The following is a 12,744-nucleotide window of genomic DNA, read 5'->3' as shown; positions in this document are numbered from 1 at the left end:
AAACTACTCGCGCCACCGGGCCCGCGCGAGGGTTTTGCCCGTCAGCCGGACTCGGGGACGAACGCCGCGCGCAGTTCCTCCTTCAGGGACCGCTGGAAGGCCGTCACCAGCGCCTGCACCACCATCGGTTGCATGTGCGCGGACAGCGCCTTCATCGACTCCACCCGCTCCGGGTCGCTCTCACCCTCGGTGAACGGCCCCCACACCTCGTCGCGGAACAGGGCCGTCAGCTGGTGCGCCGCCGTCCGCGCGTGCTCCAGCAGCAACCGCCGGGCCACCAGGATCGTCTCGTGCGCGATCGGTACGTCGAGCAGCGCCACCCCCAGCCGCAACAGCCCCGGATCGACCCGGAACCCGTCGCCCGAGGCGGCCACCACGTTCATCGCGGCCAGCCGGCGCAGGTCACCGTCCGTCAGGTCCCGCCCGGCACGCCGCTCCAGCTCGGCCCGCGACACCTCCTCGGCCGTGTCCGGGGCCCAGGTGGCCACCAGGGCCCGGTGGATCGCCAGGTCGTGCGCGCTCAGATCGTCGGGCAGCGCGTCCAGGTAGCGCTGGATCGCCGACAGGGTCATGCCCTGGTGCTGCAACTCCTCGATCAGCGCCAGCCGGGACAGGTGCTCCGGGCCGTAGTGCCCCACCCGACGGGGTCCGATCACGGGAGGGGGCAAAAGTCCGCGCGTGCTGTAGAACCGTACGGTGCGGACGGTGACGCCGGCCTTCGACGCCAGCTCGTCGACGGTGAGCATCGGCTCGGTTGCCCGGTCGGCCATCGTCTGCGCCTCGCTCTCTGCTCCACAGCTTGGGTTCAACAGTATTGCTGTCGCACCAACGATGTGAAACGGCCAGGAGCTGCCCATGACCACGAACCTGCGACTGCCCGGACGGCCCGAAGGGATCACCCTCCCCGTCCTGCTCGCCCGCAACGCCGCCGAACACGGATCCCTCGCCGCGCTCTCCTGGCGCGAGGGAGCCGAATGGCGGACCCTCACCTGGAGCGAGGTCCGCCGCAAGGTCGCCGTCCTCGCCTCCGGGTACGCCGCCCTCGGCGTCGAGCGCGGCGAACACGTGCTGCTGATGATGGGCAACCGGCCCGAGCACTGGCTCACCGACCTCGCCCTCGTCCACCTCGGCGCCGTCCCCGTCACCGTGTACGGAACCTCCGCGCCCGAGCAGATAGCCCACATCGCCCGCCACAGCCGGGCCCGGCTGGCCGTCGTCGAGGGCGCCCGCGAACTCGCCCGGTGGGAACCGCTGCTGGCCGACGACACCGTCCCCCTGGAGCGCCTCGTGGTCGCCGAGGCCGCCGAGGCCGGACCGCACCGCACCTACGGATCGCTGCACGCGAGCGGCGCCCGGCTGCACAGCTCCGACGTCTTCGAGAAGGCCTGGCAGGAGATCCGCCCCGAGGACCCGCTGACCGTCGTCTACACCTCCGGCACCACCGGGGACCCCAAGGGCGTCCGCCTGACCCACCGCAACATCATGCTCCAGGCCGTCCGCCTCGACCGGAACACGGACCTGCCGGAGCACGCCGAGCACATCTGCTACCTGCCCTTCGCCCACATCGCCGAGCGGATCCTCGGCATCTACCTGCCCCTGCTGCGCGCCGCCCACGTCCGGCTCGTCGGCGACCCCACCGCCGTGGCGGCCGCCGTCCGCGAACTGCACCCCGTGCAGTTCTTCGGGGTGCCCCGGGTGTGGGAGAAGCTCGCCGCCGGCGTACGGGCCGTCCTCGCCCAGTTGCCGCAGGAGCAGCAGCGGGCCATCGAGGAGGCCGGCGACCTGGCCCGGGCCCGGGCCGGCCACCGCGAACGCGGCGAGGAGGCGCCGGCCGCGCTCGAAGCCTCGTACGCCGAGGCGCGCGAGCGGGTACTGGAGCCGCTGCTGCGCCTGGCCGGGCTGGACCGGCTCGTGTGGACGGCCAGCGCCACCGCGCCGATGCCGATCGACGTGGTGCGGTTCTGGGCGGGCTGGGGGATCACCATCATGGACGCCTGGGGGCTGACCGAGACCTCCGGCGTGTGCACCGTCAACAGCCCGGACGGGTTCCGGCTGGGCTCGGTGGGCCGCCCCATCGAGGGGCTGGAACTGCGCGTCGCGCAGGACGGGGAAATCCTCGCCCGCGGCGCGACCGTCTTCGCCGGCTACCTGAGGCCCGACGGATCGCTGGAGGCCGCCTGCGACGCCGACGGCTGGTTCCCGACCGGGGACATCGGCCGGATCGACGACGACGGCTTCCTGTGGCTGACGGACCGCAAGAAGGAGCTGATCATCACCTCGAACGGGAAGAACGTGTCCCCGGCCCTGGTGGAGAACACGGTCAAGGAGCATCCGCTGATCGGCCAGGCCCTGGTCCACGGAGACGGTCGCTCCTACCTCGTCGCCCTGCTGGTCCTCGACCCCGAACTGGCGCCGGCCTGGGCGGCCGCCCGCGGCATCGGGGCCGCCCCGCTCGAGGCGCTGGCCGCGCACCCGGCCGTTCTGGACGAGGTCGCCCGCGCCGTCGAGGTCGCCAACGCCCGGCTCAACCGCACCGAGCAGATCAAGCGGTTCCGGCTGCTCGCCGCGGAGTGGGGGCCGGAGTCGGGCGAGCTGACGCCCTCGCTGAAACTGCGCCGCCGCGTGGTCCGGGAGAAGTACGGCGACCTGATCGAAAAACTGTACGAGACGCCGTAACCCGGACGGCCCCGCCCGGTGAGCGGGCCCGCGCTCACCGGGCGAGTGTGGGGAAATGTCGACAGATTCCTCCGGGTCCCCGGGCCCTCACGCCGGGGCGGGGTGACGGCCCGTGGGAGTGCTGCGTGACCACCCCGAACTGGCCCTCTTCCTGTGCCTGGCCGCCGGCTACCTCCTCGGCAAGCTGCGGGTCGGTCCGATCACCCTCGGCGGCATCTGCGGCACGCTGATCGTCTCCCTGCTGCTGGGCGCCTGGGCCCACATCGAGATCTCCGCCGACGTCAAGACGATCTTCTTCGCGCTGTTCATCTTCGCCCTCGGCTACCTGGCGGGCCCGCAGTTCTTCGCCAACCTCAACCGCAAGAGCATGCGCTTCTTCGCGCTCTGCCTCATCGAGCTGGTCTGCGTCCTCGGCCTCGCCTACCTGCTGGCGAAGGCCTTCGACCTCGACGTCGGCACGGCCTCCGGCATCCTCGCCGGCGCCGCCACCGAATCGGCCGTCGTCGGCACCGCCACCGAGGCCATCGCCAAACTGCCCGACCTGACCGCGGAGCAGATCACCACCTACCAAGGACATGTGGCCACCGCCTACACGGTCTGCTACCTCTTCGGCCTGGTCACCATCGTGATCTACACCAGCCAGATCATGCCGATGCTGCTGCGCGTCAACCTGCGCGACGCCTCCCGCGAGCTGTGGGAGCGGATGCGCGGGGGCGGGTCGGCCCTGGAGAGCGACGAACGCGAGGCCCTGCCGGGCCTGGTCGGCCGGACCTACCTGGTCACGACCGCCGACGGTCGTACGGTCGGCGACCTGGAGGCCGGCTTCGGCGGACGGGTCACCGTCGAGGCCGTCAAACGCGGCTCCAGGACGCTCACCCCCGCACCGGACCTCGCGCTCACCCTCTCCGACCTGGTCCTGATCGTCGGCCGCCGCTCGAACACCATCGAGGCCGGCCGCGCCATCGGCCCGGAGACCCCCGGCATCCCGGGCGTGGACACCCCACTGGTCACCAGCCAGATCGCGGTGACCGACCGCTCCGTCTCCGGCAAGACCATCGACCGGATCGTGCACGAGCACCCTGAGTTCGCCCGCAGCGGCGTGTACGTGACCGACGTGCTCAGGGGCGACCAGAGCCTGCCGGCCACCCCCGAGACGGTGATCGAGCGGGGCGACGTCGTCACCCTGGTCGGCGCCCGCTCCGGCCTGAACAAGATCGTCGCCAAGATCGGCACGGTCGCGAAGAACGACGCCACCGACTTCGTCTACCTCGGCCTCGGCATCGCGGCCGGCTCCCTCCTCGGCCAGGTCGTCGTCCGCATCGGGGGCGTCCCGCTCTCGCTGGGCACCGGCGGCGGTTGCCTGGTCTCCGGCCTGCTCTTCGGCTGGTTCCGCTCCCGCCGACAGACCTTCGGCGCCTTCCCGCCCCAGGCCGCGACCACCATCAAGGACATGGGCCTCGCGGTGTTCATCGCCTGCACCGGCCTCACCTCCGGCCCGCAGGCCTGGCCGCTGCTCAAGGAGTACGGGGCGCTGCTGCCCTTCGCCGGGATCGCCATGGTCCTCGTACCGGCCACGCTCTCGCTCGTCATCGGCCGCAAGCTCCTGAAGATCGAACCCCCGCTGCTCATCGGAGCGATCGCCGGCCAGCAGTGCTCCACGCCGGCCATCACCTCCGTCACCCAGGTCGCCCAGAGCTCCGTACCGATGCTCGGCTACACGATCACCTACGCCCTCTCCAACTTCCTGTTGCCCCTGACCGGTCCGATCCTCGTCGGGATCCTCGGCGCCTGAGCCCCGTACACCACCGGATGGCACCCACATGATCGACTTCCTGAACCGCAACATCTTCCAGCCCCACCCCGAGCTGCTCGTCTTCCTCACGGTGGCGGTCGGGTTCTTCGTCGGCAAGCTCCGCTACAAGGCGATCGCCCTCGGCGCCGTCACGGGCTGCCTGATCGTGGGACTGGTCTTCGGGGCGCAGTTCAAGGTCACCATCGACGGGACCGTGAAGAACCTCTTCTTCACGATGTTCCTCTTCGCCCTCGGCTACAAGGTCGGGCCCCAGTTCTTCCGGGGCCTGAAGAAGGACGGCCTGCCCCAGGTCATCAACGCCGTCATCGTCTGCGTGACCGGGCTGCTGGTCTGCTGGGGCTTCGCCTCCTTCCTCGGCTACGGCCCCGGCCTCAGCGCGGGCCTGCTGGGCGGGGCGCTGACGCAGTCCGCCGTCATCGGTGTCGCCCAGGACGCCATCGGCAACCTGCCGGGCCTGTCCGCCGACCAGATCAAGGAGCAGGAGAACCTCGTCGCGGTCGGCTACGCGGTCACCTACCCGCTCGGCACCATCCTCTGCGCGCTCCTGCTGGCCTCGATCCTGCCCCGGATCTACCGCCGGGACCTGGCCGCCGAAAGCGCCCGGCTCGCCATCGAGATGGACGCGCCGGCCGACGACCCGGACCTGCACGCGGGGTACTACGAGGTCGTCCTGCGGGCGTACACCATCGTCCATCCGGACCTGGTGGGCCGCACCATCGAGGACTTCGAGCAGCAGCAGAAGGCGCTCGGCCGCCGCATCTACCTCACCCGGATCCGCCGCGACGGCGCGATCGTCGACCACACCCAACAGACCGCCCTGCGCGAGGGCGACGTGGTGGCCGTTTCCGCCCTGCGCGACTCCCTGGTGGCGTTCGACGCGCGCACCCACATCGGCCCCGAGGCCGACGACGTCGAACTGCTCGGGTACCAGACCGAAACCCTGCACGTGGTGATCTCGGAGAAGGCCCAACTGGGCAAGAGCATCGCGGAACTGCGCGCCGAACCGTTCATGGTCGGCGTGTACATCGACAAGCTGTACCGGGCGGGCGCCGAGTTCCCCTACCGGCTCAGCACCCCCGTCGAGCGCGGGGACACGGTGATCCTGTCGGGGCCCAAGCGGCTCGTCGACCCGGCCGGCGCGGCGCTCGGCAAGCCGGTGCCGACGAGCTTCGCCACCGACATGGTCTGGGTGGGCCTCGGCATCTTCCTCGGCGGCTGCCTGGGCATCCCCGCCCTCACCGCCGGTGGGGTGCCGATCTCGCTGTCCACCTCGGGCGGCGCGCTGATCATGGGCCTGGTCTTCGGCTGGATCCGGGGCAAGTACCCGACGTTCGGAAACGTGCCGCCCGGTGCCCAGTGGTTCATGGACACCCTGGGGCTCTGCCTCTTCGTCGCGGTCGTCGGCATCAACGCCGGGCCGAGCTTCACCAGCGGGCTGGCCTCGGCCGGTTGGGGCCTGCTGGTGTTCGGAGCCGTCGCCACGCTGATCCCGCTGCTCGTTGGCTTCCTCGTCGGCCACCACATCCAGAAGATCCGCTTCCCGATCCTGATGGGCGTCCTCGCCGGCGGTCAGACCACCACCGCCGCGATCGGCGCCGTGGTCGAACAGTCCAAGTCCCAGGTGCCGGTGCTCGGCTACACGATCCCGTACGCCATCAGCAACGTGCTGCTCACCATCTGGGGAGCCGTCATCGTCCTCCTCAACCACTGACCCGCGCCCCGCGCCGCCCCGCACCCTCTACGTAAGGAACCACCGTGCCGGAGACCAGCTTCAGCCGCGAGGAGATCCAGTCCTTCGCCCAGCTCAGCCCCTTCGAGCTCAAGGACAAGTTCATCCAGCTCGCCACGGCGGCGCAGGAGGACAAGCCCGGCCAGAAGGAGACCACTGCCCGCGCCATGCTCAACGCGGGTCGCGGCAACCCCAACTGGATCGCCACCGGGCCGCGCGAGGCGTTCTACGCACTCGGCTACTTCGCCCTCGACGAGTCCCGTCGCGTCTGGACCGCCGACAACCTCGGCGGGATGCCGGAGAAGAAGGGCATCGGCGGCCGGTTCGAGTCCTGGGTGCGCCGCCACCCCGAGCTCCCGGGCGTCGAGATGCTCTCCGCCTGCGTCCAGTACGCCCTGAAGCGCTGGCCGTTCGACCAGGACGCCTTCATCCACGAGCTGACCGACGCGATTACCGGCGACAACTACCCCGTCCCGGACCGGATGCTGACCCACGCGGAGCACATCGTGCGCGGCTACGTCTCCGACGAGATGTTCGACGAGCGGCCCCCGCACGACACCCTCTCGCTCTTCGCCACCGAGGGCGGCACGGCCGCCATGTGCTACATCTTCGACTCCCTGATGAAGAACGGGGTCCTCCACAAGGGCGACAAGATCGCCCTGCTGACTCCGGTGTTCACCCCGTACATCGAGATCCCCGAACTCGACACCTTCGAGTTCGAGGTGGTCAACGTGTCCGCGAGCCTGTTCGCCGAGACCGGGGTGCGCCAGTGGCGCTACCCGGAGGAGGAGGTGGCCAAGCTCGCCGACCCGGCCGTCAAGCTCGTCTGCCTGGTGAACCCCAGCAACCCGCCGTCGCTGGCGCTCAGCGACCGGGTCGCCGACCAGATCAAGGAGATCGTGGCGGGCCCCAACCCCAACCTGCTGATCGTCACCGACGACGTCTACGGCACCTTCGTCCCCGGCTTCCGCTCGCTCGCCGCCGAACTCCCGCGCAACACCCTGCTCGTGTACTCGTACTCCAAGCACTACGGCTGCACGGGCTGGCGCCTCGGCGTCATCGGCCTGCACGACGACAACGTCATCGACGAGATGATCGCCGCGTTCCCCCAGGACCAGAAGGACCGCCTCGCCAAGCGGTACGGGACCCTGACGCTCGATCCCGGCTCCATCCGGTTCATCGACCGGTTGGTCGCCGACTCCCGCTCCGTCGCCCTCAACCACACCGCCGGCCTGTCGCTGCCGCAGCAGACGATGATGGTGCTCTTCTCCCTCTTCGACATGCTCGACGAGGGCCAGGCCTACAAGGCCCGCATCCGACAGATCGTCCACCGGCGCCTGGACCTGCTGCTGGAGGGCGCCCAGATGAAGATCAGCGAGGACGACAAGCGGGCCGGCTACTACATCGAGCTGGACCTGCTCGCCGAGGCCGAGCGGGTCCACGGCAAGGACTTCGCCGACTTCCTGGAGAAGAACTACGAGCCGGTCGACCCGCTGTTCCGACTGGCCGAACAGACCTCCGTCGTCCTCCTCAACGGAGGAGGGTTCGACGGACCCGAGTGGTCGGTCCGGGTCTCCCTGGCCAACCTCGACGACCTCGACTACCTGAAGATCGGCCACCACCTGCGGGCGATCTTCAACGACTACGCCGACGAATGGCAGCGCTCCAAGGCCGCCGGCTGACTCCCACGGGTGCCCGCTCCCGGGCGGGCACCCGTACGGCGGAGGTGACGGACCCGGCCGCGCTCGGCGCCGTCCGCGCGCGGGGAGCTCCGGACCCGTGCCCCGGCCGCCCACGATCCGTCCGCACGGCCGGTTCGGTCCGCCGCTAGCCTGTCCCGATGGGACTGGACATCACCGTGCTCATGGTCGACTGGGAGCACCTGGCGCGGATACCGGCGGACGACAGGGTGGACGTGCTGCGTGACACCGCCCACCCCGACTTCTGCTGCGCGGCGTGCGAAGACGCCGACTACGCCGTGACGGGCGGTTGGGCGTGGCAGCGGCAGGTGTCCTGGTGCGCCGAGTACCGGTTCTACGGCACCACCGGTTCCTACGGCTGGCACTTCCGGTTGGCCAACGCCTGGGAGCACGCGCGGACCTCGGTCGCCCCCGAACTGCGGGACTCCCTGGACCACTTCCTGCGCGGCCTGTTCTGGGACGACCCCGACGACCACGCGTGGCGGGACCCCACGGCCGCCGCGCAGGACGAGCGGCCCGCCGCGCGAGGCTTCCCCGACGACCCCGCTCCGTGGCGCCCCCGGGTCCTCCTGCTCAGCGCCCCGGACGAGGTGCCGGAGCTGGTCCGCGCCTGGCAACCGGCCGCACCCCGACTGGAGGAACTCCGCGGGCCCTTCGCGGACTGGACCACCGACTTCGACGCCACCGCGGCACTGTTGCGCGAGTGGGGCGACCTGGCCACGGAAGCCGGAGCCCGCGGCTGGGGCCTGATCGGCCTCCCCTTCTAGGCGTCCCGTCCGGTGGTCGGGCCCCGCGCCTCGCGGCCGGTCACGTCCGGGCCGCGAGGCGGTTCTCGGGAAGGGACGGCTCAGCGGCCGATCACCGGGTAGTGGTCCGAGAGGTTGTCGTACGTGTAGGAAGTGCCCCAGCTGGAGACCGTCCACGGCGCCGACTGCTCCTTGACGACGTTGTTCTCCCAGCCCGCCGGGCGGGCGTTGCCCTTGCGGTACAGGACGTAGTCCAGGTCCTCGCGCGGGTCCGTCGGGTAGCGGTACTTCGCGATCGAGTTGAGCGCGGTGTCGAAGGAGTACGTGTGCCCCGTGCGGGTGTCCGCGCCGGCCAGGTCGGCGTCGGCCAGCATGGTGGCGTACTCGGGGGTCCGCGAGTCGACGTTCATGTCGCCCGCGACGATGACCTGCTCGGCCGCCGGGATGTTCTTCGCGTCCAGGAAGGCGTCGATCGCCTTGAACTGCCGGCTGCGCATCTGCGCCGCCTCGCCCGCGCCGCAACCCGGGTCGGTGGACTGGGCGTGCGTGCCGACGACGTGCACCTTCGCGCCGTTCACGTTCAGCACGGCGTACGCGAAGCCCTTGTTGGACCACCAGTCGGCGCCGCAGGCGTCCTTGTAGACCACCTGCTCCTTGCGGACGATCGGCCACTTGCTCAGGATCGTGACGCCGCCGTCCTCCGGCGTCGTCGCCGAGTAGGCGCCGCCCGTGGCGTCCCAGCCGCTCTTGCTGCGGCCCACGACCGGGGTCTGGTACGGGTACTTCGTCGCCGAGTTGGCCTTGAGCGCGTCCGACGCCGAGTTGTCGAAGGCCTCCTGGAGCACCACCACGTCGTGGCCCTGGTAGAAGGACGCCTTGGGGATCTCCGCGGCCCGGTGGTCCTGACCCCAGTTCGGGTACAGGTTCTTGCTCATCAGGAACACGTTGTACGACAGGACGCTGAGCCGCGGGGCCGCGGCGCCCTCCGCGGCGCCGGCGGTCGGCGCGGTGGTGACGGCCAGGGCGCCGGCGGCGACCGCCGCGACGGCCGTGGCGGCGGCGCGGCGCGAGCGGGGCGAGGTGTGCAGCATGAGGGTCTCCATCATTCCTGCGGGGGAAGTGCGGGGAAGATCGACGCCGTCATACAAGCAGCACCAGTTACCTCTGGGTAACACCCGTGCATCGACTTTCTGTCCGGAGCGCGACCGTTCGGGGCTCGCATACTTGTGTCATGGAGAAGCCGCACCACGCACCCCCCGCCGCACGTCCGGCCGGGCGCCGCCCCGACCCCGAGCCCCCCGCCCCCGGCGGGGTGCTGTGGACCATCGCCGGGGACGTCCGCGCCCTACTGATGCTGCCCGCCGCCTTCACCATGCAGGTCGCCCACCCCGCCATCGGGGCCGGCGTCGATGCCCACTCCGTGTTTCGCACCGACCCCTGGGGGCGCGGCGAGCGCTCGCTGCGCTCCGTCCAGCTGTGGGTGTACGGGGGCGCCGACGCGGCCGAGGAGGGCCGCCGGGTACGCCGCCTGCACAAGGAGATCCAGGGCACCGACACCCGGGGCCGTCGCTACCACTCGCTCGACCCCGCCTGCTACTCCTGGGTGCACGCCACCGGCTTCCCCGTCTACCTGTACGCGGGGCGCTACCTGCTGCGGCCCTTCACCCCGGCCCAGGAGCGGCAGCTCTACCGGGAATGGCTCCAGGTCGGCCGGATCCTCGGCATCCACGACCGGGACATGCCGCAGACCATCGAGGAGTACTGGCCCTACTACCGCCGGATGCTGGCGGAGGAGATCGAGCCGACCGCGGTGGCGCGGGAGCTGGTCGCCACCGACGTGGCCCTGCCCAGGCCCGAGACGGGTTCCGCGCCGGTCCGGCTGGTGCTGCGGCTCACCTGGCCGCTGCTGCGCAAGGCGTTCCTGCACCTGCGGGCCTTCGTCAGCGTCGGCTACATGCCGCCCGAGGCCCGGGAGGCCATCGGGCTCCGGTGGAGCCCGGCCCAGGAGCGCAGGCTGCGGCGGTTCAGCGCGGCCGTACGGATCCTCGTACCGCTGCTGCCGGAGCGCCTGCGCTACCTGCCGATCGCCCGCGCCGCCCGGGCGCGCCGGCGCGCCGGCGCCCACTGAGGGACGCCGGCGCGCACGGGGGAGCGGCGGGGTGGGATCAGTGGCCGTGCTTGCGGCCCTGCTCCTGGCCGTGGTCGTGGACCGTGTTCGTCGCGGCGATCTTCTTCCAGGACTTCGGCTCCGCGGCCGGCTTGGCAGGGGCCTGGAGGGAGCGGGCCCCGGCCTTGGCGGCCGGCGGGGCGAAGGCCGGCTTGCCCGGGGTGTAGAGCCAGGTCTCGAACAGCTGCGCCAGCGGCTTGTTGGAGACCTTCTCCGCGTAGCGGACGAAGTCGCCGACCTTGGCGTTTCCGTGGGCCCGCTCGGTCGGCCAGCCCTTGAGGATCTGGAAGAACCTCTCGTCGCCGATCTCGTTCCGCAGCGCCTGGAGCGCGATGGCGCCCCGGTCGTAGACCGCACCGTGGAACTGGTTCTCCGCACCCGGGTCACCGGGCTTGACCTGCCAGAACGGGTCCTCGGCGGGACGGGAGGCGTACGTCCAGTCGGCGAGCTCCTGCGCGGTGCCCTCGCCCTCCTTCTCCGACCACAGCCACTGGCTGTAGCGGGCGAAGCCCTCGTTGACCCAGATGTCCTTCCAGTTGTCGACGGAGACGCTGTCGCCGTACCACTGGTGGGCGATCTCGTGGACGACCACCGAGACGTTCGCGCCGTTCTGGAACTGGCGGGGACCGTAGAACGGCCGGGTCTGCGTCTCCAGCGCGTAGCCCGCGTTCACGTTGGGGACGTAGCCGCCCAGCGCGTTGAACGGGTACGGGCCGAAGACGCCCTCCAGCCACTCCGCTACCTCACCGGTCCGCTCCACGCTCGCGCGCGCCGCGCCCGCGTTGTCGCCGAGGTCCTTGCTGTAGGCGTTGAGGATCGGCAGGCCGCTCGCCGTCTTGTCGGTCGTGATGTCGAACTTGCCGATGGCCAGGGTGGCCAGGTAGGTGGCCTGCGGCTTGTTGGAGCGCCAGTTGAAGCGGGTCCAGCCCAGCTTCGAGCTCTGCGACTGGAGCACGCCGTTGCTGATCGCCTGGGTGCCGTCCGGGACGTTGACGGATACGTCGAAGGTGGCCTTGTCCAGCGGGTGGTCGTTGCTCGGGAACCACCAGATCGCCGAGTCCGGCTCCTGCGCCGCCACGCCGCCGTCCGGGGTCCGCTGCCAGGCCGTCCAGCCGTCGACCTTGAACTCGGAGGGCTTGCCCGCGTACTTGACGACCACCGAGGACTGCTTGCCCTTCAGGAGCGGCTGGGCGGGGGTCACCTCCAGTTCCTGGGTGCCGGTCGCGGCGAACTTCGCCTTGACCCCGTTGACCCGGACCTCGCTCACCTTGAGCCCGAAGTCGAGGTTGAAGCGGGACAGGTCCTGCTTGGCCGTCGTCAGCAGGGTGGCGGTGCCCTCCAGCAGGTCCGTCTTCGGCTGGTACTGCAGGCGCAGGTCGTAGTGGGAGACGTCGTAACCGCCGTTCCCGCTGGCCGGGTAGTAGGGATCGCCGATACCCGGTGCGCCCGGACCGGCACTGGCCGCCGACGCCGGGATCACCAGCAGGAGGGAGGCGGCCAGAACGCTCGGGGCGATGACTTTGCGGTGCACGAAGAGCTCCAAGTGGTAGGGGAGACAGATCGGTTCAAGGTCTCGTCCGTCGACCGTATTCACCCGTGCCGTGCCGCGTCATGTCCATGGCCCCTGCTGTCACACGATCGCCATTCGGCCGTCACACCCCGCTGAGCGGACACGTCGGTCGGTGAGCGCGGCCGGACGACCGCAGCCGCGGGCACCGCCACGGGCCGGGCAGGGCACGGCGCACCCGGGGCGCGGCGCCACGGGCGGGCGGCCCGCGCCCGTGCGGGCACCGGCCGCGCCGGTCTCCTCCGGCGCCAGGAGAAAGGCCGGAAAGGGTGGGCGCGGCGCGGGCGGCACGGCTGCCGGGAACCGCTGCCCGGGCCACCGGCACCCCCACCCCACCCGGCATACT

The 12,744-nt window shown here is 71.0% G+C and carries 9 protein-coding genes; 6 read left to right on the top strand and 3 right to left on the bottom strand.

Annotated elements, in window-relative coordinates; genetic code table 11:
* Positions 1 to 41 precede the first annotated feature (41 nt).
* A complete protein-coding gene (locus ACFY0I_RS13690) occupies positions 42 to 770 on the bottom strand; it encodes a MerR family transcriptional regulator (protein WP_388894077.1) in 729 nt (242 codons plus the stop codon).
* A gap of 85 nt (positions 771 to 855) precedes the next feature.
* On the opposite strand from ACFY0I_RS13690, the gene ACFY0I_RS13685 reads away from it, so the two are divergent.
* From ACFY0I_RS13685 to ACFY0I_RS13665, 5 genes are all read left to right on the top strand, one after another.
* A complete protein-coding gene (locus ACFY0I_RS13685; RefSeq protein ID WP_388894075.1) occupies positions 856 to 2,676 on the top strand; it encodes an AMP-dependent synthetase/ligase in 1,821 nt (606 codons plus the stop codon).
* A 112-nt stretch (positions 2,677 to 2,788) separates the two neighbouring features.
* Complete coding sequence (aspT, locus tag ACFY0I_RS13680) at positions 2,789 to 4,468, top strand: aspartate-alanine antiporter (RefSeq protein ID WP_388894072.1); 1,680 nt, start codon at positions 2,789 to 2,791, stop codon at positions 4,466 to 4,468.
* A 28-nt stretch (positions 4,469 to 4,496) separates the two neighbouring features.
* Complete coding sequence (aspT, locus tag ACFY0I_RS13675; protein ID WP_388894069.1) at positions 4,497 to 6,200, top strand: aspartate-alanine antiporter; 1,704 nt, start codon at positions 4,497 to 4,499, stop codon at positions 6,198 to 6,200.
* Positions 6,201 to 6,244: 44 nt separating this feature from the next.
* Positions 6,245 to 7,900, top strand: a complete 1,656-nt coding sequence (locus tag ACFY0I_RS13670; RefSeq protein WP_388894066.1) for a bifunctional aspartate transaminase/aspartate 4-decarboxylase — start codon at positions 6,245 to 6,247, stop codon at positions 7,898 to 7,900.
* A gap of 158 nt (positions 7,901 to 8,058) precedes the next feature.
* Positions 8,059 to 8,685, top strand: coding sequence for a hypothetical protein (locus tag ACFY0I_RS13665; RefSeq protein WP_388894063.1), 627 nt, complete (start codon positions 8,059 to 8,061; stop codon positions 8,683 to 8,685).
* A gap of 80 nt (positions 8,686 to 8,765) precedes the next feature.
* Here the strand turns inward: ACFY0I_RS13665 and sph are convergent, their stop codons facing one another.
* Positions 8,766 to 9,755, bottom strand: coding sequence for a sphingomyelin phosphodiesterase (gene sph / locus ACFY0I_RS13660; RefSeq protein WP_388894060.1), 990 nt, complete (start codon positions 9,753 to 9,755; stop codon positions 8,766 to 8,768).
* Positions 9,756 to 9,895: 140 nt separating this feature from the next.
* On the opposite strand from sph, the gene ACFY0I_RS13655 reads away from it, so the two are divergent.
* Positions 9,896 to 10,792: an oxygenase MpaB family protein gene (locus ACFY0I_RS13655; protein WP_388894057.1), complete on the top strand. Its 897-nt coding sequence runs from the start codon at positions 9,896 to 9,898 to the stop codon at positions 10,790 to 10,792.
* A 37-nt stretch (positions 10,793 to 10,829) separates the two neighbouring features.
* Here ACFY0I_RS13655 and ACFY0I_RS13650 read toward each other — a convergent pair whose 3' ends face one another.
* Entirely contained in the window at positions 10,830 to 12,362 is a 1,533-nt protein-coding gene (locus ACFY0I_RS13650) for a M1 family metallopeptidase (protein WP_388894054.1), read from the bottom strand.
* Positions 12,363 to 12,744 lie beyond the last annotated feature (382 nt).

It is taken from the genome of Streptomyces sp. NPDC001568 (assembly GCF_042893755.1).
Lineage (GTDB): Bacteria > Actinomycetota > Actinomycetes > Streptomycetales > Streptomycetaceae > Streptomyces.
This window is presented reverse-complemented; position numbering and strand designations above follow the sequence as displayed.